Genomic DNA, 24,585 nt, shown 5'->3' on the forward strand with positions numbered 1-24,585 from the left:
GCTGCTATTTGCGCAGGAAGCATCCCTCATGTCTGAACAGGAACAACGCTATGACCGCCTGGCAAGCCGTCTCGCCATGCTGGTCAGCCGCCTCTTTATGGGGGAAACGCTCAGTGTCAGGCAACTTGCTCAGGAGTTTGGTGTCTCTGAGCGCACCGTTCAGCGCGACCTGCGTGAACGACTGCGCTATATCGACACAGAATATACCGGCGGGAGTTTTCGTCTGCGGGATGCTCGGGGCCCTTTTCGTACCAACAGCGACATTATCCGTTTTGCCCAAATAACCAGGGTGGCACATTACTTTCCGGCACTTGACCCAAAGTTGTTGTCTGTCCTGCTCGACAGCGGTCAGGATTCCCCCTGCATTATCTGGAATACGCCACCCCGTCAGGCTCCGGCGTTGTTTGGCGGTTTTCAGGTCATTATCCAGGCCATCATCAGCAGTCGCCGCATTCATTTTCTGCACCACGGACACCATCAGTCCGCCGTTGCTCCTTACCGGCTTATCTGCCTGGAAGGCGAGTGGTACCTGACTGCAGTGACTGGCGAACGGATTCAGGTATTTACCCTTTCAGCCATCTCCGATGTGGTCATGACCATCGGGGGCTTCACCAGAAGCAGCCATATCCGGCGGATTTTTGAAGACCCGCGATTTATTCAGGCCCTGCCGCATTTTCAGTACATCAGTGGGCTCATCCGGGAATGAGTCTGTTTATTCATTAGTCAAAACCGCACTTTCACTAACAGAGGGAATTCATCTTGAAAAAAGTATTACTCAGCGCCCTGGTACTGGCTGGCAGTCTGCTGCCGGTTATGGCGCAGGCATCTGGCAGCCCGGATACCTGGACCCGTGGATGGGGCCAGGGAGTATCAGAGTTTGTTATCAACGGGGAAGGTCAGTCGCAGCTGTCTCTGAGTTGCGAGGATTATGGCTCGCAACCGGCCATGGTCATATTTACTGACGCCAGCGGGCATCAGGTCAGTATGGATGAAGATAAAAGCCTTCAGGTCAGTATCGATGGTGGCGCACTTATTGATATCAGCGAATCTGGCAGTCGCGTGGGCGGTAATAACCTGGCGCTGGCCTGGGCTCAGTTACGTAATGGTAAACAGGTCTCAGTAACCGGAGACGGTGTTAAGTCAGCCACATTCACTCTGGCCGGGGCGGCTAAGGTACTACCGGCATTCGGGACCCACGGCTGTGTGGGTAAAGATGCACTCTAGCCTGCATCTGAATTTAACGCCTGTTGATTACGTTATTTTAAAAGGAACAGATTATGAAAGTTAAACACATGTTGTTACCCGTACTGTTTGCACTGTCAGCTCAGGCGCTGGCTGAGTCAGCGCCGCCCGTTAAAGTGGAGACCAGTAACAATATTCACCCCGCCGGAACACGCTACGTCACTGTTGTGGTCACCTCACTGGATGACAGTATCAACGTTGAAAACATAGACGTGAACCGCGGTAACTGTCGTATCGATAACCAGAAGTACCTGTCTTCAAAAAATAAGGAAACCATTCTGCCTGCCACCCTGCGCTACGGGCAGTCCGTCAGAGTGAGTTTTTATAATAACTGCGTGGCTTCAGAAGTCGTCGTCACCACGGATAAGGGGGGATGGCGTTACACCTACCACTGAGCTGCTTTCCTGTATCAGCTTCCTCAAAGAAATCTTCACTCCACCAGAGGACTGCCGCCTGGCAGTCCGGAGCAAACTCTATGACCTTTCTGAAAATGCTGGTGACGGCCCTGGCCCAGGCACTGACCTGGTGCGGCGGCCATCAGGCCCGGAAATTTATTGAAATTCGCCTGCGTCAGGCAGGCTACGATGACAGCAGTATTGATACAGCCCGGGAAGCGGTCACGTTGCTGGTCACTGCACTTATCACCGCCCTGATGGCGCAGATACTGAAGATTCTGGATACGCTGTAATCCTGCCCGCCATATCCCTCCCACCGTGAACATCATATCTGCCCCTGCCTCCTCACGGAGCAGGGGCTTTTGCTTTTATACCGTCAGATTAATCAGATGAGGAATCAACTATGCGATTAGCCAGCCGTTTTGGTCAGGTGAACCAGATTCGACGTGACCGTCCCTTAACCTGCGAAGAACTGATGCAGTATGTCCCCAGCGTCTTCGGGGAAGACAAGCACGACTCCAGAAGCGAAAAGTACACCTACATACCCACGATAACCCTGCTGGAGAACCTTAAACACGAAGGGTTCCAGCCGTTCTTTGCCTGTCAGTCACGTGTGCGCGACCAGAGCAGACGGGAACATACAAAGCATATGCTGCGCCTGCGTCGTGCCGGTCAGATAAACGGTCAGCAGGTGCCGGAAATTATCATCCTGAATTCGCACGATGGCGCATCAAGTTTTCAGTTACTGCCGGGGATATTCCGAAGTGTATGCACTAATTCGCTCGTCTGCGGACAGTCGTTTGGCGAGATCCGCGTGCCGCACAGGGGGGATGTCGTCGGGAAGGTGATTGAGGGTGCCTATGAAGTGCTCAGCGTCTTTAACCGGGTGGAAGAGAAACGTGACGCCATGCAGTCCCTGCAACTCCCGCCACCAGCACAGCATGCACTGGCTAAAGCGGCGCTGACATACCGTTTTGGGGAGGATTACCAGCCAGTAACTGAATCGCAAATTCTTGCTCCTCGACGCTGGCAGGACGAGAGCGATGACCTGTGGACCACTTACCAGCGCATTCAGGAAAACCTGCTGAAAGGCGGTCTGCCTGGACGTACCGCACAAGGTAAACGCAGCCGGACCCGCGCCGTAAGCGGCATCGACGGAGACGTGAAGCTAAACCGCGCCCTGTGGGTGATGACCGAAAACATGCTGGCACTGTTTGACCACTAATGTTAGCCACTTAAATTAAAGGAGATACCCTCACCATGAACACAACAAACTCATTATCTGTTGTTGCTGAGCTGGCTCCCGCCACGCAGCGTGCCATTAAACACGCCTTAACTTTGCTGAAAAGCCAGTTGCGTGAGCCCGGCATGTCATTTACATCGAGCAGTTCAGTTCGGGACTGGTTGCGCTTGCAGATGGCATTACTTGAGCGGGAAGCGTTTATGCTGCTCTGGCTCGATAACCAGAACCGCCTGATTGCTCACGAAACTCTGTTTAAAGGCACCATCAACAGTACTGAAGTCCATCCCCGCGAAGTAGTGAAGTCAGGCCTGAAGCACAATGCGGCAGCAGCCGTACTGGCGCACAATCACCCCTCCGGTCAGGCGGAACCTAGTCATGCCGACCGGCAGATAACGAAACGGTTGAAGAGTGCCCTGACTCTCGTGGATATCCGGCTGCTCGACCACCTGGTGGTGGGCGGAATGGATGTTGTCTCGTTTGCTGAACGTGGCTGGCTTTAAAGGAAGATTATTAATGAAAATTATCAGTAAACGTCAGGCGATGGCGATATACCGACAGCACCCTGAGTCGCGGTTATTTCGCTTCTGTACCGGGAAATATCAGTGGTACGGCAGCGTCTGCCACTATTACGGCAGGGAGGTTCAAAACATCAACGGGGTACTGGCTGTCTTTGCTGAACGTCGTCAGGACCGCAACGGGCCTTATATCAGCCTGCGTAGCGTGACCCTGAATTAACCTTTTTAAGGAGTGCAAAAATGCAGAATAAAAGAAAGATCGCAGTTCAGGATATTGCAGAGCCGTGGTGGGGACTCCGAAGCGATTTCTCACCGTGTTTTAGTGCCCGCCTGGCACAGGAGGATAACCAGTTGCATTACCTGGCTGACCGCGCCAGCTTTAACGGTCAGTTCAGCGATGCGGATTTACGTCATCTCGACCTGGCTTTTCCTGTACTGATGAAACAGCTAGAACTGATGCTCACCAGTGGTGAGCTTAATCCACGGCACCAGCACTGCGTTACGCTGTACCACAACGAACTGACCTGTGAAGCGGATACGCATGGTAGTTGTGGCTACGTTTATCTCGCTATCTATCCTACCCAACGCTAAGTCCATTTCCCAACGAGAAAACTTATGAAAACTCCTCCTGTAAATCAACGGGTGGCGAAGCCATGCCCGCCGCCAGTACTTGTCTGGCAAACGTTGCTTACGCGTTTACTGGAGCAACACTATGGCCTAACGCTGAATGACACTCCGTTCAGTGATGAAAGCGTTATTCAGGAGCATATCGACGCCGGTATTACGCTGGCGGATGCCGTTAACTTTCTGGTGGAAAAGTACGAGCTGGTTCGTATCGATCGCAAGGGATTTAGCTGGCAGGAACAATCGCCTTATCTTCGGGCTGTAGATATTTTGCGGGCGCGACAGGCAACTGGTCTGTTACGACAAAGCCATAATCTTTTGACACGCTGAATCTTGCGAGTCTCCTTCCCGAATTACATTCCCGATCTGTCTTCCTTATTTACTCATTGCATAATGCGCCTGCCACTCCCGGCGGGCGTGTTTGCTTTTTACGGACAAAATATCATGCAAACAGAAGCTGAAGTTTTAACCGATCATAGTGAGCTAATTTGCTCGACCAGCATTGAGCGTATCGTCACAGGACGTGATGCTGCGCTGAGCTTGATAGAAATCCTGATCCATAAGCTTGATGATATCTCGCGGTTAACCTCCAGCATCGGTGGTGATGTAGCGGAGCATTGGGCGATGCGACAGGGCCATTCCTTTGACTGCTGGCTGATGCAATCAGTAGATAAAGCGATGCCGGTGATTACCCGCAATATCGACCGCAGTATCTGGCGCGATCTCATGCTGAAGTCCGGGATGTTGACCTTGATGGATGCCGAAGCCCGCAGCCAGTGGGCTAAAAACCTCGAAGAGGGCGATCTTCCAGCCATCAGTGAAGCCAACATCCTAAGTACCTTTAAACAACTCCACCACAATAAACAGGATGTTTTCGAACGTGGGATTATCAACGTATTCAAAGGACTAAGCTGGGACTATAAAACCAACAATCCCAGCTGTTTCGGCAAGAGGATCATCATCAACAATCTGGTGAAGCACGACCGATGGGGCTACTGCCTGAATTGGGGCTGGCGGCGCGATCAGTTAGCCGATCTGGAACGGATGCTCTACTTGCTGGATGGTAAAACCATTCCTGATAACCGGCATGATGTCTCCATCCGGTTTATGGATTTCGTGCGCGACAATCCGCATCAGCAGATTTTCGAAGATGAGTTGTTCACTATTCGCTACTTCCAGAAGGGCAGCGGACATATCACTTTTAAACGCCTGGATCTGGTAGAGAAGATGAACGATATCGTGGCGAAGCACTTTCCTGGGATGTTGCCTGCGAAATGAGATGTGATGTTTTTATAGGCACCTCTATGCTAATCTTAATAGGAGTTATTAAATGTTATTAAACGAGGTAATCCCTATGGGTTCGCTTACTAAACAAACCATCAGTGCACAGATACCCGTTGAATTGGCTGCCGCTGTTGAAAATCTGGCAATTGAGTTGGACCGCTCTAAGAGCTGGATTATTAAAGAAGCGTTGACCAGTATGCTGGCTGAAAGAGAACGGCGTCATCAGAGCATTCAGGCCGGTCTTGCCGATGTGGATGCCGGTCGCGTGATGAGCCACTCGGACATGGTGGATTTTGCTAATCGCTTAAAGAAATCCTGATAAATGGAAGTTTACTGGACGCTTAAAGCTCAGGATGACCTGGAGCGTATCTACCGTTTTGCCCTTCAGTACAGCCGCCAGCACGCCGATGACGTTTTGGATCGCCTGATTACTGGTTGTGCTGGTCTTACAGCGCATCCGGCAATTGGCGTACAGCAGACTCGGTATGAACCTCGTGAGGTCCGAAAAGTATTATTCGATGATTACGAGGTTCACTACGAACTTCGCGATAATGACATCTATATCGTGGATCTCTGGCATACCAAAGAAGAACGATGAAAAGATTTTCTTTTCGTCCATGAGTGTTGATGAATGAGTAAAAACACAGCTTTGTGTTTTTTACTCAATTTTGTGTTTTAATGGCACTTTCTACTCCTTCTGAAGGATGGATGCCATGTTACAGAACAGCATCAAACAGCTCCGTACTCAGCTATCTATCACCCAGCGAGAGCTGGCGTTTATGGTCGGCACCAGCCAGCAACAAATTCAGCGTATCGAAACCGGGAAGGTTGCGGCAAAGCTGAGTCTTGCACAGGCAATATGCAATGCCCTGGATAAACCTCTAAACGTAGTGTTCCCGGAAAGCGATCGGTTGATAAACGACTTCCGCAAGAAGCGTCGTAAAACCGATGAAGATCTTGAGGCGATAGCCACAAGCGGTATTGAAATGGATAGCGGTCTCTGGACCGTAAAACTTTGGCTACAGGGACATCAGGACTATTTGCTGTTGCCCATTTCAGCGGCGGATAAGCGGAGGTTTTATTATTATTTTCAGGAAAAAACCACCCCAAACACAGAGCGCTTCTTCGTTTTTGATTCTTCCGAGTATCGTTATGCGTTAAATATACGTGAAGTGGCATTTCACCAGTTTTTGTCTGATGGTCTGCGGCCAATCGTTGACGAAGAGGATGATGCCTACGAAGACGATTATTTTAATGTCCATATCACCCTGGCGAACGGAGGGGGTGAGATTCCACTGTGCGTTGAGTCTGATGCGCCGCAAAACGAAGAGGTGGATGATATCGGTCAGTTGAATGCGTTCTTTGAAACGCTGGATGGCGAGCCTGAAACAACGGATCGTTACGTGCTGACCGACGAGGATGGTGAAGATGCTTTTATCCGTATTGGTTCTATCGCGATGGTACGAGTCGCACTTGACGCGCTAGAGCCTGTGGAAGATGATGAGGAGTGATTTTAAGTTAGCTAAGTTTTCAGAGAATCGCGCATGAGTATACATGTGAGTATATATGGCGGTTCTCTTATTTTTTAATGTCAATTATTTCAGTTGGTTACGTCGACAATCGCGGTCCGGCCTTCGCACCAAGTCACTAAATTCCTTATAATATAGCTAGTTAGACAATAAAATCTGTCTCTTTTGCCTGTAAGAAATGCTCTGTTATGTCCCTTGAAAAAGCCGCTGTGGTTGATAGTGGTAATTGGGATGTTAACTCATAGCGGCGTGTCGTTCCAAGCGTCAAACACGTACTGAATCAACTTGAAAGCTATGACGTAGCCACCGTCTCTAAACAATCCCAAAAACTTTTAGTGAAGCGCATTTTAGCCCGATGCCCCCGTTCTGTCGCCGTCGCGAGACGCCGCAGGGGATAAACAGGTTTATGGTGGTCACGGTACTTGCAGACCATATGCAAGCTCTGCCAGCGGTTCGGCCTCGCTCCCTTTGGGTACATGGTCATCCTGATAAACTTCACTAACTGACATAACTCTGATGCTGTCGCCTGACGACTCCGCTTGTTGTCTTACCACCAACGGGGCTTATGACTTTTATTGTGTCAGTAAACGGCATATTATCAGTGATAGTTCAAACAGTTATCTGGTAGAAAATGAAGACCAAAAGAAAGAGCTTTAATCAATTCTTATGGCATGATATTGATTTTGAAGATGATGCTGCAAAACAGGAAGAATACCTTGAATCTGCATTGCCACTTATTGGCCAGATTGTTATGTATTTCAATGCGCTAGAGAAAGAATTAGATAAAGTCATTTATGAAGGATTCAGCGATCGGTCAGATCAGTTAGGAATAATAATTGTGCATAACATGAATTATGCAGCAAAAGTCGAGTTGTTTAGACGTCATTCCGAATTATTCCATTTGGGTGTTGGGCAGCATGTTGATATGTTTGAAGGTCTTATAAAGGATCTCAAGGAATGTGGACGGTTACGAAACATTACTGTACATGCTGACTGGGATAGCACTGATGCCGAAGGATATACATATTTAGGCATCAAAATAACTAACAATGGAATATCTCAGGAATATATCCAGTTTGACCTAGGGTCATTGGAAAGTATCCTTCAATTGATTTTCAGTACGAGATATAAGTTGAGTGATTATTCAGACTTAAGGGGAGATATACTGGCTTCACATTAGTGCTATTTTTTTACTAAATAGCTAACACATACTATCGGTAAAAGACAACATCGCAATGGTAAAGCTGCCGTGAAGAAGACATTGATTGATTGGATCATAGAGACTGATAACTGGACAGGAATTGCAGCGTGGGCGGGTTTCGGTTTGTCAGTATTTCAGTTACTAAAATCAAGAACATCGCTAAGACTTTACCTCGGGTGTGATCAGCACGAGGACAGAATATACGTTTCGAACATAAGCGCACACGATGTAACGTTGAGTGCAGCCGGTGTAGTAACAGCCAGTGGACGCCTTAGAATGTTATCCGACGAATATTCGGACGAGAACATGATCACACCGATGCTACCAAAAAGATTGAAAGCACGAGACGAAATGGTCTTGAACGTGCCATTCATAAATAAGGCTCATCACAACAAAGTGCATCATCGTGGCGGGGTTTATATCAAAACATCTGACGGCAAGATGTTCAGTGATGTTTGTTGGATCAAACGCCAATGGTGGTGGTTACTGTCTGTAATACTACGAGACACAAAGCGATACTAAGTTGATTGCTAGTCCGAGGTGATGTTCTGCCCAGCGTAGCTGCTGGGTGACACACCTTCAATGATTCTTATTAGTGTGTAGGGGGGCATGTTGGATTTTAAAGCTGAGTTTATTGGCGGCAGCCATAGCGGCGAGGTTATATCACCGATGTCCGAGGTAGAACTTAATAAACTAGGGTATAAAGTCCATTTACGTGGTACCCCCTCTGGCGATGAAATGCCTGTATACGTTGTTGTACCTATTGAATGGTCAGCGGATGAAGCACACAGAGCCATAATGCAGCGCTGGGGTAAACGCAGACGGTAGATGTCGCGCATTTCTCTTAAACTGGCTGCTGTGTTTGGTGCTAATTATCCATGCAAAGTGGCCTAAGCTACGTGGAAGAATGATCAGTTTCGCATTATTTGGTTCAAGGAGGGCTACCCCACAGCCTCACTCTCTGAATGCAAAACAGCCCCACAATCCCACTGTTAAAAGTCCCCCGCTTGAAAAATTGCATGTTTATAGTTCGGCCTCCCTCGACGGTTAAGGCTTCAACTTCCCCCGTGCGCCTCTCCCAGCCGAAGGCTGGGCGGGCTGTATATCGATTTGCCTTCCTCTGTGGCGTTTATGACCCTGTTTCGCGTTCTGAGCGTGAGGCTGTGGGTTAGGGTTACTCTTCTCTTTAAACGCTAAATCACTCCTGAATCCCCACTGTTAAAGCACTTTGCGTTGATGCTGGGTGCTGCTCTTGCCTGCGCTTGTATCTGTCTCGTTTGGGTATGCTTCAAAAACACTGGGACCTGACGGGCTGAACGCCCTCGCTGCGGGCTTGGAGCATAGCCGATGTTAATTTCTCGGAAAGGGAGATATTATCCATAATAGCGTCTCCGGGGCCTGGAGACGTAATACATCACGTACTCAACAAAATGAAATGGGCTTCTGGTATGAACGAAAATCTTTATCGTTTGATTGCTGACTTTCAAGATAGTGTACAGGTCGCTTTAAAGCTAATGCATCGTTCTGGCATCCAAATGCCATCCAGTAGCTATGGATGGATTGAATCTGATATACCCAGTGTTGGTGAGTTAGAGGGCGGTATTAAATATTATAAACATGGAGCTGGATGCCGGGTAGAACTGGATTCAGGTATCGTAGATTTTGATTTTGGGGAGCAGGGTGAGATAGGAGGGTTTAATTCTTGGTGGTTAACTAGCTTTGCTGGGAAGAATCTTACAGCCTACGGTTTCAGAAATTATGATGATGTTAAGGAACATTTGAAAAAGGCGCTAAATGATGGGGAATTGATTTTTCCAGACCACGATCTTTATTATTTTGCTAATGCACCACACACCTACGCTATCGAAATAGATTGCCGAAACCCTGAGGATATGCTCCCAAGTCGCAATCATGACCGTGTACTGACACTCCAAATTCATTATTTCGAAACGGCTGATCTTATGTTTAAAAATTACAATAAACTCAACCAGAAAATGAAAAAGAATGGCCATTTGAGTCATCGCGAACAATTTGACATGGGTATATATCTTTCTACATGGCTAGGTTTTTTAGGTGTTGTCTGCGAAGGTTTCCGATCGTTAAAAATGCGACTTTTAGTCGAGAATGAACGTCCTGAAAGTTTCAAGGAATTATTGCCAATTTCAGATAGCATCGGAAAGTTGATGAAAGAACATTCGGATTCGTTGAGGATATTTAGGAATAATGTGTTTCATCTTAGAGAGAATGCTGATTTTATACACCATTTTTTTGATAAGGAAGTTGAGCGTCTTTCATGGGCATTTGAATTACATATGGCACTTTCAGATTTTTTTTCGCAGTATAGAGTTTTTTGCGAAGTGCATTATGTTATTAATGGGCGTAAAGGAGAGAGCAACTTGATAAAGGAAAAGCTATCACGCTCTAAGAAAATTAAATATTGAGAATGCTTGCTAATGAATTTAGCCATTCACCTTTAAAAGCCGTGAAAAGAGTCAGTAAACAATGAGTAAACCACGTCAACCTTTGTTTCCTAGTATCTGCTTTATTACGATTAGATGGGGGTATAACATAGTCTCGACGGCATCTGAATTTCGTACTGGAAGTAGCTAATTTAATATGGCCATAGGGTCGGTTTTTTAGTTGATTTTAATTCCTTTTTTTCAATTTATTGAGTTTTCAAAAGAGTTGTTCACAGCGGTATTTCGTGACGAAGGCTATATTGTCAAATATCTGATGTGATATTATAAAATTACTGGTGCCTTAATTTTATGAGTAAGTATGAACAAGGAAATCAATACATTAAAGCTGTTGAATGAAATAGGGAATGCCCCATCATTTAGTGATGCGATGGGGCAGTATGAATATTTCAAAAACGAGTTAAAAGAGTGGAGGGTTATTTACTCGCATGAGTCTGTTGGTGGGCCATTTTATCTGCCTAAAAAAGAGTTGTCACCAAAATGTTACCTCTTAACGCCATTTAAAGGAAATTCGCTATGTGTTATTGATAAAGAAGTGATTGAAAGTAAAGGTATAACTAAGCATTTCATTTCAACAGCAATATATGTTGATAGTAATACTGCTAGCTATATTCGTTCATTTGCCTATGAAGCTCAGCCATCAGAACGAGTTTATCAGGTCTGTAGCTCTATATCTGAAAACATATCGCAAGATGATATTAATATCTTAAACATGGCATTGTATCTGTCTGAGATAGAAAATAACCTGAAAGAAACTGATATTGAAAAGGTTAGAGAAACTGTCGCTGCTTTAAAATCAATTTCTATGGTGAACTCTCACTTCAATTCATCGTGGAGAGAGTTATTTCTAAAGAAATATAAGGAGGTGTCTGAAAGGGAAGCCGATGTTCTTCTATTTGACTACTATAATAAAAGTAGATGCTCGTTTGGTCAGTTTTCGGAGATAGTAGACCTAATGGAGCTATTGTTGTTAAAGACTAAAATAATTGAATACAGTTCAAAACGTTCCTCTGAGAATAAGTTAATGGACTTTTTATCTATTATTGATAAAGAAATATCTATTTTAATGCCAAAGGAAATCGCTGTTTGTGTTGATATTATTTTTCACAGTAATAAGTTGCAAACAACTAGGAAGCTTAATGGCCTTACAAATACATCTGAACCACTTCAATTGATTAGAAACTGTGCTATGGATTTATTCATGGCTAGAATGTTAGATTTGCTGACTAATACTATTGGTGATAAAAACAATACACAGTTTCACCTTGCACAAATATTAACTTGCGATGTTGATGTTTGGGATATATTGAACCTCACTGGGCTCAATGCTATTGCGGTTCATCGAGAGTCACATAATACACTTCCAATTTATAGTAATGATTTCATGGAGTGGATATTTGAGACCCTTGGAGCTAAAAAGCTAGAGAGCATATCAAGAATGTTTACGCTTCAAGGTGTGGTTGAAAGAAAAAAAAGGCGTTCTCATAATGAGATAAAAGATAACCTGTATAGATCCCGTAATGAGTTAGTTCAACTATTGAGAAGCAAAAGAAAAATATGAGTTGCTACTGTTTTGTTAGATGCGCATGAGTCAGGCTGACCTTGACGCTCTGAAATCTGAAGATAACGGGGATGAATAAGCGTTAGTTCTTCGTTCACAGCAGATTTCACCGAATACATCTATAAGCCTGCGTAGGTGAATAGTAAAGTGTTCACTGTTCACCAACCATTCACTTGTTAACTTATTGAATATTAATAATAAAAATCACAAGTGAACAGTATGGACAGTTTTCCATAAAAAACTTTTTACCCCATATCTGAAGGAGTCAGCTTTGGCGTCTAGGGGGGAGAACGCATTCAAATGAACAACCTAATGATGGATTGTTCCGGTTAGGATCCGGTATAGGGAACCTAACCATAGGAGACTTGATGGCTTACGATACAGCAATGGGCAAAAAAATGCTTGGGGGCATAAAAGGGGGCACTTTTTATTGTTGTTCTTTTATATTTAATACATTTCAACTACTTATATGAGCATTTGAGTCCGACCTTCGCACCAGGTCTTCTCTAATTAGTTGTTTTTAAATAACTTTTTCCGATATTTTGCTTGTAATCGCGTAGCCCCTCTTACAAAAGGGTGTACGAGGCGATGTCTCATCGATATAAACTCTATCGTCGAACCAGCGGCATTTATGTTGTCCGCATTAGCGTTCCCCAACGTTTTCGTCGATACGCAGGACAGTGTGAGATTCACACTTCAACAGGCACTCACGATCTTCATGAAGCGAAGCTAAAGTCCGGGCTACTGTTGGCGGTCTGGTATCAGACCTTACAAGAGTATGAACAATTGGATCACCGATCTTTAAATGACAGCGCCCCGCTGCTGACTGGGGAGGGTATGATTTCGCTTTCCAACTTTGCTCAGTCAGTTGAGTTGCCTGTTGCGCAATTAATACAGGCGGTGATGAACCGCAATCTGCCCGTATTTTGGCTGGCGACGGGGCAAGCTGGCTTTTATGTTGAGGTTCTCTCTGAGGCTGAGCTAGACCCGCTTGATGGTAGTTACGTTCTTAATTATGGCGAAGAGCAGGGTATCGAGGGGGTTGCTAAAGGTTATCTGCAACTCACTGCGCAACCAGCGCATTTACGTAACATTATTAGCGACGGTTATTCAGAAGCTTCGGTATGCTACCGATGATATCTTCGCGTGGGCCGCTGCGCCAGTCAGCGCTTGCATAAAAGGCATCAAGAACCGCAGCCATGCTTTCAACACTGTCAAAGGCGCGAATGAGATAGTAGCAATCCGGGTCATGAAGCGAGGTGCCAAACGACACAACATCTGTGGCGTCGGTGTAAAGTGTCTGCTGAACTGACCGATATACTAATTACACTGACTGTTGCGGCCTGACATTATAACCTTTCATGTATGATGCTTGGGTCAATAAAACACATCTTACTGGATTCGCTTAAGCAGGATTTTTTGCCATGAACAAAAAAGCTTTTTTTTTGTTGCTTTCCGTTACCTCTTTTCCAGGTTTTGCCGTTGTCATACCTGACCCGGTTCCTTCAGATGCTTGCCACTTTCTTTCAGGAATGCCCTTCATTAAAACTCCGTCAACCTATAAACCATATGCTGAAGGCAGCGAAGACTATACGTGTGGAACACCCTATTTTGAAATAGAAACGCCGAATAGTGGAGACACTATGAACAATAATATTGCTTACTACGTATCAGGTAATAAGGACAAAACAAAGAAATTGATGCTTATGCTCAATATGAATAATCAAGAGCCAAATGCCGCCAAAATTTCTCGGAGTTATTTTATAAACGGTTCATTTGAGATAATGAAAAAGATGTTTCCTCATTCTCCCGGAAAAGTTGCCGACATTGTTGGCTCACTAAGTGAAGGAAAAGACGGTGAATGGGTAGTCGATGGGTGGAAAGTCTCTTCAGTTAAAAAAGTCTGGCCTACTGGTAGAGGTTATGAGCTTCGTTTCACAGTGAAATCTGACTGATTGTGTAGAGGTAGCGCGTGAATACGGCGTTTCCAGGGCCACTATAGCTGCGTTGCTTTAAACGTTTCTGACCTTTCATTACAACCGCGAGTTTGGGGTTGGTTAGCGTGTGAGATTCAAAGCGTGAAAAAGATAGTGGCACCGTTTCCGGTAAGGGCAGCAAAGAAGATCGTCGAGGTTGAATGCCCCCACTTATGAGTTCGGGGGGCTAATGGTGGTTACTCAAATGAAGCCGCGATGATTTCCCCAGTGTTGGCGTTGAAAACACAAAAATATTGAAGCGGTGTTTGCATTCCAAGGCTATTAATCGCCTTAGCTTGTTGTCCGAACATTTGAATAGTTCGTTTGTTCTCGTCGTGCCAGAGGTAGGTGGTGAATCGCGATTGATCTTCGTTGCCTGACCATACATGACGGAATGTCGCTTTCTTGTCCATTACCTGCCTGCACTCCCTGACCGGGTTGTGGTGCGTTTTCGCATAGCATTCCGGGCTGTTACCTGAACATAAGGCATTTTGTTTTGTTAGCGGTTGTTCTGCACCAACTGCGGAAAAGGTGCATACGCCCAGCAGTAATGAGAGCGCGCCCAGGGCACCCCATGCAATTGCGCGTAGCGTGCTGATCTGCCGCTTTGATACAACATGAACGACCATACTATAACTGGCCCAGCTAAGCGCGGCTCCCGCTGACATCGGTAATAAAAAGTCTGCTCCCGCCATGATTCCCTCACTTTCCAAACCACATCGCGCCTAATAGCGAACGATGGTGATGACCAACCGATGACGATCATCATACTTCTTGGATTTTAAATGTCACTATTGGTGTTTATTTTGAATCTATTGGGCTGTCATGATACAGGCGATGAATGCGAGTGACTAAGCTCACTGGCGCAAAAATAGATTCAAAATGTCTCATATGGAGCGTGGCCTTACAGTGGTCAAAATTGCACATTCAGCGCATGAAAAAATCCCTGAGAATACAGTTTGGCGAGCGGGTAAAAGAACTGCGCATTGCCACCGGAATGAGCCAGGAAGCGTTTGCTGATCGGTGTGGGTTTGCCCGTAGTTATATGAGTCGTATTGAACGCGGCGGTTCTAATGCGTCTCTGGATGCGATTGAGGTGCTGGCTAACGCTCTGAGTGTTGAGCCGTGGCAGTTGTTAGCGCCTGAATCATCTGAAAATGATGACCCAGATCTGTTGGTTCCATACGCGGCCGATGGTTCGTGTTTTCACCCTGGGCTAGCGAGTTCCAGAGATGGCTCCTTCGGTGTGGGCGATAAGACCGCTCAGAAGCGCTTTGGGACGTTTTCCGAAGCCCTTGAGTATCTCCGTAGCATGGAGACGGCAAAATGGCGCAGGCCCAATGCCAGCGGCAATTGGGGCATTGTGTCAGCTGTGCGTTGGGACAAACTGGGGAAGTAGCGCAGGTATAAGTTTATAAATTCTGGTTTCTGTATTAATGAACAGTATATAGACGATTGAATATCCCCGGTTGCACATACTTCTTGCTTCTTGAGGGACGAAAAACATCGAAATACAGGTGCGTTACATAGGCGTTACGGTGGCGTTTTACCTTAGTCATGGAGCCGAGTGTTGCAAAAAATCATGAGATATCGTAATGCCTTGTATCCTCATTGATTTGTCCCAACAACTGATGACCTTGCTCTGATACGCAATAACGTGGTCTCGATGAGTTTTTTTCGTTATAAACGGCATCGACCATGCCCTCATTCATCAAGTTGATTACTATGTTCGCAACATTGCTAAACCCTGGAAAACCCCGTATAGCAAGGGTGCGATCCAGCCTCATCCAAGTCCAGTCGATGTCTTTTTCTGCCATGACTTTCAAGACATTGAGTTCTGTAGTGGTTAATGAGTATGTCTCTGTTATCATGATAAATTATGTCAAGCGAGGATGGCGTGTTCCCAAGATGCTTTAAGTTTTGATACCTCACTTAGTAATTCATCCTCGTTTAAATCATCTTCGTCGATTAACTCTGGATCTGAACAGTAAGAATCGACTAATGAGAAAACTGAGTCAAAAAACCTCTGAGTGGCTATATCGGCTTTTTTTGTATCAGATGAATCCCTGTAAGTTCGCCATGCGGCGGAGTATTCTTGTTCAAAATCCGGTGCAGAAATGTTACCGCACGTAAATGCGTCAATAAGATCCAAAATCGCCGATTCATTTTGATTAAAAGACATTGCCATTACCTATTAGGTCGGTTGATTGAGTATCTGACAGCTTCCATCCGGAAATGAAGTTGCCATCTGGTTTTGTCATAACATTTAGTTTGGTTTCTGGATTGTAGTAGTGATAGACATCCTGATTCCATCGATATTTACCTGTAATTCTATTGGTTAACGGATCGTCTATATGACTTTTTAACGCCTGTTCAAATGATTTTAATCCTTCCGCGTTTGGATTGCCGGGAACGTTGAAATCGACAGCATGTTTGAACTTTTTCTGTAGCTGTCGTGACTCGAAACTAACCAACGTTGAAGGCGATGGTTTAGGCGTTTTAGACAGATTGGATAGTGTTTCTATTTCATTTACTGGGGTTAATCTTCCGATGCCAAGTGCCGCTGCAACTGACGCACCGGTGATGAGTAATCCTTTGTTATCCATTACCTGATCGTAACCAGCTGGTGCATCCCCGCCGAGTTGTTCTGCGGTCTTCCTGAACCCCTCAATATTTCCGTTATAAATTCCGCCAGCGGCCAGAAGCCGACCCGCCGCTTTGCTGTTAATTGTTTTTGCAGCCTGAGCATGTTGCACGGGCGCTGACGGGCGAACGTAGTATACCGGGCGTTTTAGCTGATGTGATATGAGGTAGTGGAGCCGGGTATGCAGAAACAAGGGGAGGTCATCACGAAGGTTGCCGGAAAGCGTCAGAACGCCCCTGACGGTATAGCCGGTCATGTCTTTTCTTAGCAGAACTACCTTTCCGGATTTTATATCAGAATGCGTGTCACGGTATGCCAGCCAAGGGCACTGATGGTGAAACTGGTAATATTGGCTGACAAACTGTGAGTAGCTCTGCGGCAAATTCCATTCCTGGATGTTCCGGTTTGGCAGGGTGGTATCTACTAGATCTCGCGCCGCATAGTCTGGGTGGATGATGTGGGGAATGTCCTCAAGGTAGATATTGTCCAGTGACTTTGCCTGATAATGATGAAGCATAATTTCCCTTTAGCGCCACCGTCGCGCATCGATTTTAAACTGATCGATGTTGAACAAAACTTAAGACTACCCCTTAGTTTAAGAAGGGGGAGGTGTCAGGTGATCTCTAAGCGACTAATCTAAATGTGTTCTGAGATAACTGGCAAATTCTTATGTAGCGCCTCTGACAGAGACGTCCTACAATTCTGCTCTTTAAAACGAATGGGCACGCGATTACAGCAGCAGCTAACGGCGATAGCTGGTGCTTTTTACTTTTTCCCAAAGGCAGTGGATACCCGCAATGCGATCAATTTCCGTTTTTAAGGCCAGGGTTTCTGGTGCAAGAACCAATGGGCTCTTGTTGACCACGCCGTCCCGACCGCGTTTTACATACAGATACTTTCCATTCCCGAGTGCATGCTCGGATGCATAGCTTGGCTCGAATTTTCCAGCCTCAAGCCGGTAGCCGCCGGTCCCGGCCGTCGGGTCGTAAATGGTGCGGATGATGCCGTCCTGCGTCAGCGCTTCATCATCTTCCATAAACACCAGCGAGGTGGTCAGACGCACGATATCGCGTGGCGTAAAGTGCTCACCGGCGGTTTCATTAGAACTTTCCGCGAAACGACGGATAAGTTCTTCAAACACCAGGCCCATTTCATAGTTGGAAATCGCTTTCGGGCTCAGGTCAGTGGTAGAAAATTTTTTCACCACTTTAAACAGCAGGTTGGCGTCTTCCAGCAGGCCGACAAACTCACTGAATTTAAAATGCTCGAAGATTTCACGCGCGTCCGGGGAGAACGCCTGTACGTAGCTTTCCAGGTTGGCTTTGATGTCATTCTGCCCCATCTTGCCCAGATCCATCTTCGAGGTGTTGAAGAAGGAAAGTCCGCTGGCGCGCAGCAGAAATTTCTGTTTGGCATCTTCCGGCAGTGGGCTCGTTTTTAATTCATCATATTTCGCCACCACCGCGTCTTTGGTCTCAGCCAACACGCACTCAAGACGGCGCAGCAGCGTAAAGGGCAGGATCACGCGCCCGTATTGAGACTGTTTAAAATCACCGCGCAGCAGATCGGCCACCGACCAGATAAACGCAGCCGTTTGAGAAAAGTTCGTGTTAGTCATGAAGCCCTCGGAAGAGATCGCAGCCATGGAGCAAAATGCTCAGGCAAAAATTCAGTTTTGGAATGCAATGCGCAAAATAATACCTGCTACAGGGACTATCGCAACCGATATGGGTGAATTGCCACGTATAATCTAGACGACTTCTGAGTCGTTGATAATATGGTCTTTTATATTCAACTGGTGGCATCTGATCACTCGAACCATGCCGGCGCTTACTGTTATAAGACATTTCGATGTAATCAAAAATATCGCTGCGGGCTTCCTCCCGCGTTCCGTAGATCTTTTTCTTTATCCCAGCACAGCTTCATCAGCCGACAGACCCGATTAATCCCGCACTGTTGCCCGATATCTCGCAGGTCGAGATGGATCTTGCGATAGCCATAAACGCAGCCGGACTCCAGCCAGAACTGTTTAATTTGTCCTGTTAGCCTCAGACCTGCCTGATACCGTGGGGAATGCGGCTGCTGAAGCCAGGTGTAAAACCCAACAGGATGAACATCCAGCACCCGACAGAGCAGACGAACAGGCCAGCAGCAGATGTTGTCACGGATAAGGCGTACCTCAGTCGGATAACCGGGGCTGTGATGCATGATGTTGCTCTGTCAGCAAAATGCCCCTTTTTCTGGCTTGCTTCTTCTCGGCGTTTCCAGGTATAGTTTTCCCGCTGTCGCAAAATCGGCAGCCGGGCGTGAGAACCCGAGTTACTCAGTGGCGACACCGGACGCGCCATGCGTCTTTTTTTGTGTCTATGCCTATGTGCACCTGTTGTTTACGCACCGGTTCTTTAACCGTTGTCGTACCTGCGTAATGGTGGCTCAGGCGGGGCAGCCCTCGGGCTGGCCGGTAGCCATTGAGGCCGGTTTCTCACCCCCGTCTGGGCTACCACCAGAGCGTGAGAACTCCGGTGGTGGCAATAACCACTACTCAATGGAGGTTGCCCCTATGGCTACGCCCCTCACCCTGTCTCACCCGCAGTTTATCTTTGTTTTCGCTGCCGTTCGTCGTTCCGTACGTAAACCGCGCGTCTGTATGCTGCGCACTCTTGCCGCTTATAAACACATCGCTCACCTGCCGGTTGCGGAGGTGCACGCATGAGCCAGCCCATCCTCACCCTTGACGATCTCAGACATCTTGAACACCTGCGCAATATCGGCCATCTGGTCAGCAATCTGGCAGCGGAACAGGACAAGGTGACTGCCCGCCGCGATCCGGCTGAGCGTCTGCAACTTATTTCCCTGATTTACCTGATGACGGATCAACTCGATGCCGTGATCGAGCGCTGCAACCAGCGCTGGCTCGACGGGGCGGAACAGGAATGAAACCGCTGTTACCACCCGTACTGTGCGCTGTGCTTTACCGACCGCTGCGGGGGTGTCTCCCGTCGCCGGATTAACCTGCATTTCCCGGGGCAAATTGCCCGGAGAAGCGCGATCCGCACCTGAAGGATAACATCGCTCATAAGCTGGCCGTCATTGTACGCCAGCTTATGCAGCGGTTCGGTTAGTAAGTGTTCTTATTATCAGAGGCCAGGGCGCATGGGGATGTACAGGGGCGTAGATAAATTGCAGGATGTTCCCTCGCTTTATCAGAAAATCGTTACAGGGAAGGGGCAGTAACCATGAAAAAAAGAATGTTGTTGGCTGTCGTATTTCTCTTAACGGGGTGCCCTGGGCCAGGCGATCGAATGGTAGATCGCGAATCCACAACGGTGTTTATTAAAGATAATCATGTTTGTGTGGTGTCGCCACTGAAGCCACAAGAACGGATTACAGCTATTCAAATCAACAGCGATAATAGCAATTCTCTTCACAAGATTTTCGATGACAAGCCTGTTTATGTACCGAAGGGTGAGTGTCTTCCTGTATTCGGATTTAAGTTTACGGCAGGGGAGCGGTATTCATTCGCCTATAATATTCAATCTGAGAAATCAGAATCACATTTAGTCACTGCTGAATTTTTTTATCCAGAAGAATAAGGTGTATTAACTCTGCCCTAATCTGATAATTACCGATTATTTATACAGATATATATCAAATGACATGAGGCTGGAATTTAAATGGTGTAATTGCCTTTTTTGATATGTTCACTCCAGTAACGGAGACAGGCAAATTATGAGGGAAGAGAAACTCAAAGCCTTGCGGCTGAGCTGGCTAAAAACCTTAAAATAGAAGCCGGTCTCAATGCGTTTTCTCATATATTGACGAGGCTTTCCGTCGAAACGGTGCTCAATGCGGCCATCCCGGGATCGTGAAAGCACCTTTGAACCTCATCTGATAAAGAAAAATCAGACGCATATCCAGTTGTGCATCACCCATATAGTGCGACCGCTTCGATGTTTTGGACACGCAGTACGTGAGTATTGTCCATTTGGGTATGTATCATTTGCTCAACTTATTTTTCAAATCTGTTATTTTCACAAAGCCACCATCTGTTTTCTTCATTTTTTAAATAATTAGAAAAATATTTCTCTGGGCCTGTTGGTTAATATGTCTGCAACAGATTTCCGCAAAGAACTGTCTTCGTGTTAAATGAAAATCTATAATCGCAGTTTCTAATGTTGAGAAAGAAAAAAAGCTCATCATAAATATAGTCAACATTATAAAAAATAGCATCACTTGCTTTTTTGTTAATTATATCTTTAACGTCCCCTTTTATATTCCCTTCAGCATCAATGATGTAGGCCTTGTTTTGGTCTTTATCATAGGGTGATTTTATTAAGGCGACTTCATCGCCATTCAATAATAAAACGGGAGCGATTTTATTATCATCCTTAATTTCTATCTTTTTACCATTATGTAACCAACTTACACCCTTTGGTAATAACTCTATAGTACTCAATCTGTTAGGGTTGAGTTCCTTATCATAATTTCCAAGATCGTCTAATACTGTGTAATTGTGAATCGATGCCATTTTAACCACCACATTTTTTGGGGTAAATTTTTCTCGGTTTACCAACAGGTACAAGTCTCGCTCTATCCTTATAGTTAAGAATTTGAATTTGACTGCCATAACCCTGATGTTGTCGCCTAACGCTCCGCTTGTTGCTGTACCACCAAAACGGGGCTTATATGATGCTATTGCTTACCGTCTGGACTGCCTGAAAAATAGACTATAACATTGACAGTCAGAGTTTATATGGAGATGAACGCGTGAGCACCAGACGAGAGATAAAGGACGGGGCATCATTTGACGTACTCGACAGAGGAATAGTATACACCGAGGTGTTGGGCTGGATTGATATGGGGCATGCCCGTGGCAATGACGTGGCTGCGCTTAAACGTCAATTCGTTGAGGGGGAGCGTAGTGGTAAGCCGACTTATATAGCCATGTATCGGCAGGACATGGGTATCATCAAGTTCGCATCGCGGCTCGGTGTCGGGAAGTTCTCTCGCTGGGAAATTAGGCGTGGCCGGAGCACCGAAGATATTAACAGAATCATGCTGGCAATGATGATGAACACCGCATCCAAATTTGAAGGACTACAAAGCTTACGGTCATTCTCGTGGTATACGGACAGCGGCTTTAGTGGTGAGGATTTAGTTTCTGATCTGTTCGGGTTCTATCGGGCTATCATACCGGGTCGGTATGGTTATCGTATCAAGCCCGTGAGTTATGATTCTGCCGTTCGCCGCTGGGATTACTATGGGGCGATAGGTTCCCATAAAAATCGTGGTTTCCGTCCGATTCTGTTTCCTGATCCACAAGATTCGTGTGTGCGACACCAGCCGTATACGGTGAATCTTCCGCATTTTATGACATGGCTCAGGCCGTGGGACGATTTCGCATCCGGGGTAGTTAAGGTCATTACAAATGATGGTACATCGCTCTCGTTCATGGGGGCGAAGCAATGACAACTCTGTTAAAAGTCATAAAGTGGTGCGCACTACTGGCTGTCACCGTGCTTATTCTCGTATGGCTATTTGTCTGGCTCGTTGCATCTGGCTCTGATGAAACAACTGCCTACAAAGAAAATGATTGCTTCAACTACCACACTCTGACAGACAAGGACATTGAAAACGCCCCGCGTTTAACGGACGACTTCTATTTCGAGTCGCACCCCGGCGATGGTTATGCGCCTTCAAATAGCATTATCTTCAAGGGAGCGGGAGCTGTTGGTACAGCACCGTTGCGCTCTTACCTTGAAAAGCTTGGCTACACAAAGGAAAAGCGTAGCTTAGGGGAAAAGGAAATATGGTCAAAACCTGATCAGTTAAATGGGGATCTTTTCTATCTGTACTTTAATGCCGCCACGGGTGAAGTTGAGCTGACCAAGGTTATCAATAAATAAGTCTCCCCGGCTTGAAAAATTGCACGCTTATGGTGGCTCCTCCTTCAACGATAAAGGCTTCAACTTCCCCCGTTCACTTCTCCCAGTCGAGGCTTGGCGGGCTTATCGATTGGCCTTTCTTTGTGGCATTTATGGCCCTGTTTCGCGTTCTGAGCGTAGGTGTACCCTCTTATCTGCGCGGGTATCCGCCTTGTTTGGGTCTACCAATCTCGATCCCGCGCAACGCAGCAATATAAGCCGTCGTCGCGCGGATCAAGGCGAAGCACTCCATCCCCTTTATCGACCCGTTGTGAAGAAAGCCACGGTCTGCGTGAGCCGCCGGGTTTGTTTTTCCAGCGCATTCGCTGCCGCGACCGCCTGCTGAACCAGTTGCGTGTTCTGGTGGGTGACAGAATCGATTTGTACGATGGCTTCGTTGACCTGGCTAATCCCGATGCTCTGTTCATCCGTCGCAACGGAGATTTGCGACATAATGTCCGAAACCCGCTGCACGGCTTCAATCATCTCATCAATATTATCGCCGACGATTTTAATCTGCGACGAACCGCTGTTGACACGGCTGACGGACTCCTCAATCAGCTCTTTAATCTCCTGGGCTGCCTGAGAACTGCGTAAGGATAAATTGCGTACCTCGCTGGCAACCACGGCAAAGCCTTTCCCCTGTTCTCCGGCCCTGGCCGCCTCAACTGCCGCATTCAGCGCGAGAATATTGGTTTGAAAAGCAATGCTGTTTACCACATCGATGATATTGGCAATTTTACCGGCGCTTTCGGAAATGCCGTTCATGGTGTCATTGACATTCTGCATCATGACACCGCCACGCGAGGCAATATCCACCGCGCCGCGCGCCAGTTCACGCGCCTGTCCTGCGTGTTCAGCATTCTGTTTTACAGCCGCGGTAATCTCTTCCATGCTGGAGGAAGTCTTTTCCAGAGACATCGCCTGCTGATCGGTGTGTCCGGCTATCTCCTGATTGCCGGCGACAATATCCTGGGTGTTGGTGTTGATCATCTCCGCACCATCGCGGATCTCCTCAATAACGGAAGTCAGTTGCTCGCGCATTATCCCCATCTCATGCAACAGACTGCTGTTATCATTGGCTTTTTTATTTACAGTTTGTGATAAATCCCCGGCGGAAATCCGCGACACGACCTCAGCGGCATAACGCGGTTCCCCACCCAGTGTTTTCAATGTGCTGCGGTTAATCAGATAAACCAGCACCGAGAGCAGAATACTGATAGCGATAAATTGGGCGGTGTTCTGATAAAGAGAATTGAGAAAGACTTCCTGAATATCATCAACATAAAGACCCGTCGTAATAATCCATCCCCAGGAAGGCCACGGAATGTTATAGGCAATTTTGGGCTTCGGTACGGTGTCTCCTGGTCGCGGGAAATCATAGGCCGTGAAGCCTTCATGGCCATCCTTCGTTACTGCGACCATATCCCGGAAAATATATACGCCATTGGCATCGGCAATATCCGGCCCCTTGCCAATTAACGCGGCATTAATGGGATGCATAATGACCTGTGCCTGGGTGTTCAGAATAGTAAAATATCCTGTATCGCCATAGCGTAAGTCTTTAATGATCTGGATAGCACGTTGTTGTGCTTCCTCTTTTGATATCAGCCCTTTATCAACAAGTGCAGCTTGCGTTTTTACAACGTTAAGGGCTAACTGGGAAACATACACTAACTCCTTTTTCCGTAGCGCTAGCTGGTCATCTTTAATTGTTACTGAACCAAAGAATAATGACCCGGCAAGGCTTAGAAGTGCGACAAGAAGTGGAAGCCATAGTTTATGCGCAAAGGATAATTTCATAGCATGCTAACCTGTTGTTGTTGTATAGGGCAGGTATTGCGCTGGGCCCCCAGGTATCAGACCGCGCTTAATTTCTTTATCGGAGAGGTAAGGGAAATAATTAATCGATAATATTGGTATACACGTTATCCTTCAAACTGCTTCTTTGTTGGCTTCGCCTTTGCACC

The 24,585-nt window shown here is 46.6% G+C and carries 30 protein-coding genes and 5 pseudogenes; 25 read left to right on the forward strand and 10 right to left on the reverse strand.

What is annotated here, in order from left to right; translation table 11 throughout:
• The first annotated feature begins 28 nt into the window (after positions 1-28).
• The 17 genes and pseudogenes from BM427_RS13090 to BM427_RS13180 all read left to right on the forward strand — a co-directional run.
• Complete coding sequence (locus tag BM427_RS13090; protein ID WP_090122165.1) at positions 29-706, forward strand: helix-turn-helix transcriptional regulator; 678 nt, start codon at positions 29-31, stop codon at positions 704-706.
• Positions 707-813: 107 nt separating this feature from the next.
• Positions 814-1,224 carry a YfjT/YkfB family phage-associated protein gene (locus BM427_RS13095; RefSeq protein ID WP_425280069.1) on the forward strand — a complete coding sequence of 137 codons (411 nt, stop codon included), beginning with the start codon at positions 814-816 and terminating at the stop codon, positions 1,222-1,224.
• Positions 1,225-1,277: 53 nt separating this feature from the next.
• The gene (locus tag BM427_RS13100; RefSeq protein ID WP_090122168.1) at positions 1,278-1,637 is read left to right on the forward strand and encodes a hypothetical protein; all 360 of its coding nucleotides are present in this window, start codon (positions 1,278-1,280) and stop codon (positions 1,635-1,637) included.
• An 80-nt stretch (positions 1,638-1,717) separates the two neighbouring features.
• On the forward strand, positions 1,718-1,930 hold the full coding sequence (locus BM427_RS13105; RefSeq protein WP_090122170.1) for a hypothetical protein: 213 nt from the start codon (positions 1,718-1,720) through the stop codon (positions 1,928-1,930).
• Between the two features lie 110 nt (positions 1,931-2,040).
• A complete protein-coding gene (locus BM427_RS13110; protein ID WP_090122171.1) occupies positions 2,041-2,862 on the forward strand; it encodes a DUF932 domain-containing protein in 822 nt (273 codons plus the stop codon).
• Positions 2,863-2,897: 35 nt separating this feature from the next.
• Positions 2,898-3,380, forward strand: coding sequence for a RadC family protein (gene radC / locus BM427_RS13115; protein ID WP_090122173.1), 483 nt, complete (start codon positions 2,898-2,900; stop codon positions 3,378-3,380).
• 13 nt (positions 3,381-3,393) lie between these two features.
• The gene (locus BM427_RS13120) at positions 3,394-3,615 is read left to right on the forward strand and encodes a DUF987 domain-containing protein (RefSeq protein WP_090122174.1); all 222 of its coding nucleotides are present in this window, start codon (positions 3,394-3,396) and stop codon (positions 3,613-3,615) included.
• A gap of 20 nt (positions 3,616-3,635) precedes the next feature.
• Positions 3,636-3,986, forward strand: coding sequence for a type IV toxin-antitoxin system YeeU family antitoxin (locus BM427_RS13125; RefSeq protein WP_090122175.1), 351 nt, complete (start codon positions 3,636-3,638; stop codon positions 3,984-3,986).
• 24 nt (positions 3,987-4,010) lie between these two features.
• The gene (locus BM427_RS13130; protein ID WP_090122177.1) at positions 4,011-4,349 is read left to right on the forward strand and encodes a TA system toxin CbtA family protein; all 339 of its coding nucleotides are present in this window, start codon (positions 4,011-4,013) and stop codon (positions 4,347-4,349) included.
• A gap of 114 nt (positions 4,350-4,463) precedes the next feature.
• On the forward strand, positions 4,464-5,297 hold the full coding sequence (locus BM427_RS13135) for a DUF4942 domain-containing protein (RefSeq protein WP_090122755.1): 834 nt from the start codon (positions 4,464-4,466) through the stop codon (positions 5,295-5,297).
• 76 nt (positions 5,298-5,373) lie between these two features.
• A complete protein-coding gene (locus BM427_RS13140; RefSeq protein WP_090122178.1) occupies positions 5,374-5,622 on the forward strand; it encodes a CopG family ribbon-helix-helix protein in 249 nt (82 codons plus the stop codon).
• A 3-nt stretch (positions 5,623-5,625) separates the two neighbouring features.
• Positions 5,626-5,901, forward strand: a complete 276-nt coding sequence (locus BM427_RS13145; RefSeq protein ID WP_086530362.1) for a type II toxin-antitoxin system RelE/ParE family toxin — start codon at positions 5,626-5,628, stop codon at positions 5,899-5,901.
• Between the two features lie 115 nt (positions 5,902-6,016).
• The gene (locus BM427_RS13150) at positions 6,017-6,814 is read left to right on the forward strand and encodes a helix-turn-helix transcriptional regulator (RefSeq protein WP_090122180.1); all 798 of its coding nucleotides are present in this window, start codon (positions 6,017-6,019) and stop codon (positions 6,812-6,814) included.
• A 649-nt stretch (positions 6,815-7,463) separates the two neighbouring features.
• Positions 7,464-8,012, forward strand: a complete 549-nt coding sequence (locus BM427_RS13160) for a hypothetical protein (RefSeq protein ID WP_090122181.1) — start codon at positions 7,464-7,466, stop codon at positions 8,010-8,012.
• A gap of 1,469 nt (positions 8,013-9,481) precedes the next feature.
• A complete protein-coding gene (locus tag BM427_RS13170; RefSeq protein WP_090122757.1) occupies positions 9,482-10,474 on the forward strand; it encodes a DUF6896 domain-containing protein in 993 nt (330 codons plus the stop codon).
• Positions 10,475-10,811: 337 nt separating this feature from the next.
• Positions 10,812-12,071, forward strand: a complete 1,260-nt coding sequence (locus BM427_RS13175; RefSeq protein WP_090122183.1) for a hypothetical protein — start codon at positions 10,812-10,814, stop codon at positions 12,069-12,071.
• A gap of 588 nt (positions 12,072-12,659) precedes the next feature.
• Positions 12,660-13,196 (forward strand): annotated as a pseudogene (locus BM427_RS13180) (DUF6538 domain-containing protein); the annotation flags it as partial.
• Here BM427_RS13180 and BM427_RS26055 read toward each other — a convergent pair.
• Entirely contained in the window at positions 13,168-13,344 is a 177-nt protein-coding gene (locus BM427_RS26055; protein WP_244316612.1) for a hypothetical protein, read from the reverse strand. The pseudogene BM427_RS13180 and the gene BM427_RS26055 sit on opposite strands and share 29 nt — an antisense overlap.
• A gap of 151 nt (positions 13,345-13,495) precedes the next feature.
• On the opposite strand from BM427_RS26055, the gene BM427_RS25360 reads away from it, so the two are divergent.
• Positions 13,496-14,026: a hypothetical protein gene (locus BM427_RS25360; RefSeq protein WP_139234410.1), complete on the forward strand. Its 531-nt coding sequence runs from the start codon at positions 13,496-13,498 to the stop codon at positions 14,024-14,026.
• Positions 14,027-14,244: 218 nt separating this feature from the next.
• Here the strand turns inward: BM427_RS25360 and BM427_RS13190 are convergent, their stop codons facing one another.
• Complete coding sequence (locus tag BM427_RS13190; protein ID WP_090122186.1) at positions 14,245-14,742, reverse strand: hypothetical protein; 498 nt, start codon at positions 14,740-14,742, stop codon at positions 14,245-14,247.
• A 239-nt stretch (positions 14,743-14,981) separates the two neighbouring features.
• On the opposite strand from BM427_RS13190, the gene BM427_RS13195 reads away from it, so the two are divergent.
• Positions 14,982-15,446 carry a helix-turn-helix domain-containing protein gene (locus tag BM427_RS13195; RefSeq protein ID WP_090122759.1) on the forward strand — a complete coding sequence of 155 codons (465 nt, stop codon included), beginning with the start codon at positions 14,982-14,984 and terminating at the stop codon, positions 15,444-15,446.
• A 181-nt stretch (positions 15,447-15,627) separates the two neighbouring features.
• Here the strand turns inward: BM427_RS13195 and BM427_RS26060 are convergent, their stop codons facing one another.
• The 6 genes and pseudogenes from BM427_RS26060 to BM427_RS26510 form a co-directional block, all read right to left on the reverse strand.
• Entirely contained in the window at positions 15,628-15,864 is a 237-nt protein-coding gene (locus BM427_RS26060) for a MarR family transcriptional regulator (RefSeq protein ID WP_090122761.1), read from the reverse strand.
• A gap of 65 nt (positions 15,865-15,929) precedes the next feature.
• The gene (locus tag BM427_RS13205; protein WP_167518538.1) at positions 15,930-16,229 is read right to left on the reverse strand and encodes a colicin immunity domain-containing protein; all 300 of its coding nucleotides are present in this window, start codon (positions 16,227-16,229) and stop codon (positions 15,930-15,932) included.
• Positions 16,219-17,208, reverse strand: a complete 990-nt coding sequence (locus tag BM427_RS13210; protein ID WP_090122188.1) for a colicin D domain-containing protein — start codon at positions 17,206-17,208, stop codon at positions 16,219-16,221. Before BM427_RS13210 ends, BM427_RS13205 begins: the two co-directional genes overlap by 11 nt.
• Positions 17,209-17,634: 426 nt before the next feature.
• Positions 17,635-18,309: pseudogene (locus BM427_RS13215) on the reverse strand (type I restriction-modification system subunit M N-terminal domain-containing protein); the annotation flags it as partial.
• 139 nt (positions 18,310-18,448) lie between these two features.
• Positions 18,449-18,601 (reverse strand): annotated as a pseudogene (locus BM427_RS26505) (IS3 family transposase); the annotation flags it as partial.
• Between the two features lie 10 nt (positions 18,602-18,611).
• Positions 18,612-18,833, reverse strand: a pseudogene (locus tag BM427_RS26510) (IS3 family transposase); the annotation flags it as partial.
• 64 nt (positions 18,834-18,897) lie between these two features.
• Between BM427_RS26510 and BM427_RS13230 the strand changes: the two are divergent.
• From BM427_RS13230 to BM427_RS13245, 4 genes and pseudogenes are all read left to right on the forward strand, one after another.
• On the forward strand, positions 18,898-19,404 hold the full coding sequence (locus tag BM427_RS13230; RefSeq protein WP_090122193.1) for an ash family protein: 507 nt from the start codon (positions 18,898-18,900) through the stop codon (positions 19,402-19,404).
• Positions 19,401-19,628: a hypothetical protein gene (locus BM427_RS13235; protein ID WP_090122194.1), complete on the forward strand. Its 228-nt coding sequence runs from the start codon at positions 19,401-19,403 to the stop codon at positions 19,626-19,628. The genes BM427_RS13230 and BM427_RS13235 overlap by 4 nt, the downstream gene beginning before the upstream one ends.
• 33 nt (positions 19,629-19,661) lie before the next feature.
• Positions 19,662-19,807 (forward strand): annotated as a pseudogene (locus tag BM427_RS26065) (hypothetical protein); the annotation flags it as partial.
• 120 nt (positions 19,808-19,927) lie between these two features.
• A complete protein-coding gene (locus BM427_RS13245) occupies positions 19,928-20,284 on the forward strand; it encodes a putative T6SS immunity periplasmic lipoprotein (protein ID WP_090122196.1) in 357 nt (118 codons plus the stop codon).
• Between the two features lie 506 nt (positions 20,285-20,790).
• Here BM427_RS13245 and BM427_RS13250 read toward each other — a convergent pair.
• The gene (locus BM427_RS13250; protein ID WP_139234411.1) at positions 20,791-21,219 is read right to left on the reverse strand and encodes a hypothetical protein; all 429 of its coding nucleotides are present in this window, start codon (positions 21,217-21,219) and stop codon (positions 20,791-20,793) included.
• 239 nt (positions 21,220-21,458) lie between these two features.
• Between BM427_RS13250 and BM427_RS13255 the strand changes: the two genes are divergently transcribed.
• Both BM427_RS13255 and BM427_RS13260 read left to right on the forward strand, forming a co-directional pair.
• Complete coding sequence (locus tag BM427_RS13255) at positions 21,459-22,160, forward strand: hypothetical protein (RefSeq protein ID WP_090122199.1); 702 nt, start codon at positions 21,459-21,461, stop codon at positions 22,158-22,160.
• Positions 22,157-22,597 (forward strand): hypothetical protein, encoded by a 441-nt coding sequence (locus BM427_RS13260; protein ID WP_090122200.1) that lies wholly within the window; start codon positions 22,157-22,159, stop codon positions 22,595-22,597. The genes BM427_RS13255 and BM427_RS13260 overlap by 4 nt, the downstream gene beginning before the upstream one ends.
• Before the next feature lie 276 nt (positions 22,598-22,873).
• On the opposite strand, the gene BM427_RS13265 is transcribed toward BM427_RS13260, so the two are convergent.
• A complete protein-coding gene (locus BM427_RS13265; protein ID WP_090122202.1) occupies positions 22,874-24,418 on the reverse strand; it encodes a methyl-accepting chemotaxis protein in 1,545 nt (514 codons plus the stop codon).
• Positions 24,419-24,585 lie beyond the last annotated feature (167 nt).

Origin of the sequence: Kosakonia arachidis, from assembly GCF_900116535.1 — a bacterium.
Lineage (GTDB): Bacteria > Pseudomonadota > Gammaproteobacteria > Enterobacterales > Enterobacteriaceae > Kosakonia > Kosakonia arachidis.

Excerpts from the sequence above, each read along its gene's own strand:
- BM427_RS13170 (WP_090122757.1), top strand. The coding sequence starts at position 9,482 with ATGAACGAAAATCTTTATCGTTTGATTGCTGACTTTCAAGATAGTGTA.
- BM427_RS13130 (WP_090122177.1), top strand. The coding sequence starts at position 4,011 with ATGAAAACTCCTCCTGTAAATCAACGGGTGGCGAAGCCATGCCCGCCG.
- BM427_RS13245 (WP_090122196.1), top strand. The coding sequence starts at position 19,928 with ATGAAAAAAAGAATGTTGTTGGCTGTCGTATTTCTCTTAACGGGGTGC.
- BM427_RS13150 (WP_090122180.1), top strand. The coding sequence starts at position 6,017 with ATGTTACAGAACAGCATCAAACAGCTCCGTACTCAGCTATCTATCACC.
- BM427_RS13260 (WP_090122200.1), top strand. The coding sequence starts at position 22,157 with ATGACAACTCTGTTAAAAGTCATAAAGTGGTGCGCACTACTGGCTGTC.
- BM427_RS13205 (WP_167518538.1), bottom strand. The coding sequence starts at position 16,229 with ATGTCTTTTAATCAAAATGAATCGGCGATTTTGGATCTTATTGACGCA.
- BM427_RS13250 (WP_139234411.1), bottom strand. The coding sequence starts at position 21,219 with ATGGCATCGATTCACAATTACACAGTATTAGACGATCTTGGAAATTAT.
- BM427_RS13160 (WP_090122181.1), top strand. The coding sequence starts at position 7,464 with ATGAAGACCAAAAGAAAGAGCTTTAATCAATTCTTATGGCATGATATT.
- BM427_RS13125 (WP_090122175.1), top strand. The coding sequence starts at position 3,636 with ATGCAGAATAAAAGAAAGATCGCAGTTCAGGATATTGCAGAGCCGTGG.
- BM427_RS13265 (WP_090122202.1), bottom strand. The coding sequence starts at position 24,418 with ATGAAATTATCCTTTGCGCATAAACTATGGCTTCCACTTCTTGTCGCA.
- BM427_RS26060 (WP_090122761.1), bottom strand. The coding sequence starts at position 15,864 with ATGGCAGAAAAAGACATCGACTGGACTTGGATGAGGCTGGATCGCACC.
- BM427_RS13135 (WP_090122755.1), top strand. The coding sequence starts at position 4,464 with ATGCAAACAGAAGCTGAAGTTTTAACCGATCATAGTGAGCTAATTTGC.
- BM427_RS13120 (WP_090122174.1), top strand. The coding sequence starts at position 3,394 with ATGAAAATTATCAGTAAACGTCAGGCGATGGCGATATACCGACAGCAC.
- radC (WP_090122173.1), top strand. The coding sequence starts at position 2,898 with ATGAACACAACAAACTCATTATCTGTTGTTGCTGAGCTGGCTCCCGCC.
- BM427_RS25360 (WP_139234410.1), top strand. The coding sequence starts at position 13,496 with ATGAACAAAAAAGCTTTTTTTTTGTTGCTTTCCGTTACCTCTTTTCCA.
- BM427_RS13145 (WP_086530362.1), top strand. The coding sequence starts at position 5,626 with ATGGAAGTTTACTGGACGCTTAAAGCTCAGGATGACCTGGAGCGTATC.
- BM427_RS13090 (WP_090122165.1), top strand. The coding sequence starts at position 29 with ATGTCTGAACAGGAACAACGCTATGACCGCCTGGCAAGCCGTCTCGCC.
- BM427_RS13140 (WP_090122178.1), top strand. The coding sequence starts at position 5,374 with ATGGGTTCGCTTACTAAACAAACCATCAGTGCACAGATACCCGTTGAA.
- BM427_RS13210 (WP_090122188.1), bottom strand. The coding sequence starts at position 17,208 with ATGCTTCATCATTATCAGGCAAAGTCACTGGACAATATCTACCTTGAG.
- BM427_RS13105 (WP_090122170.1), top strand. The coding sequence starts at position 1,718 with ATGACCTTTCTGAAAATGCTGGTGACGGCCCTGGCCCAGGCACTGACC.
- BM427_RS13095 (WP_425280069.1), top strand. The coding sequence starts at position 814 with ATGGCGCAGGCATCTGGCAGCCCGGATACCTGGACCCGTGGATGGGGC.
- BM427_RS13195 (WP_090122759.1), top strand. The coding sequence starts at position 14,982 with ATGAAAAAATCCCTGAGAATACAGTTTGGCGAGCGGGTAAAAGAACTG.
- BM427_RS13110 (WP_090122171.1), top strand. The coding sequence starts at position 2,041 with ATGCGATTAGCCAGCCGTTTTGGTCAGGTGAACCAGATTCGACGTGAC.
- BM427_RS13175 (WP_090122183.1), top strand. The coding sequence starts at position 10,812 with ATGAACAAGGAAATCAATACATTAAAGCTGTTGAATGAAATAGGGAAT.
- BM427_RS13235 (WP_090122194.1), top strand. The coding sequence starts at position 19,401 with ATGAGCCAGCCCATCCTCACCCTTGACGATCTCAGACATCTTGAACAC.
- BM427_RS13230 (WP_090122193.1), top strand. The coding sequence starts at position 18,898 with ATGATGTTGCTCTGTCAGCAAAATGCCCCTTTTTCTGGCTTGCTTCTT.
- BM427_RS13190 (WP_090122186.1), bottom strand. The coding sequence starts at position 14,742 with ATGGCGGGAGCAGACTTTTTATTACCGATGTCAGCGGGAGCCGCGCTT.
- BM427_RS13100 (WP_090122168.1), top strand. The coding sequence starts at position 1,278 with ATGAAAGTTAAACACATGTTGTTACCCGTACTGTTTGCACTGTCAGCT.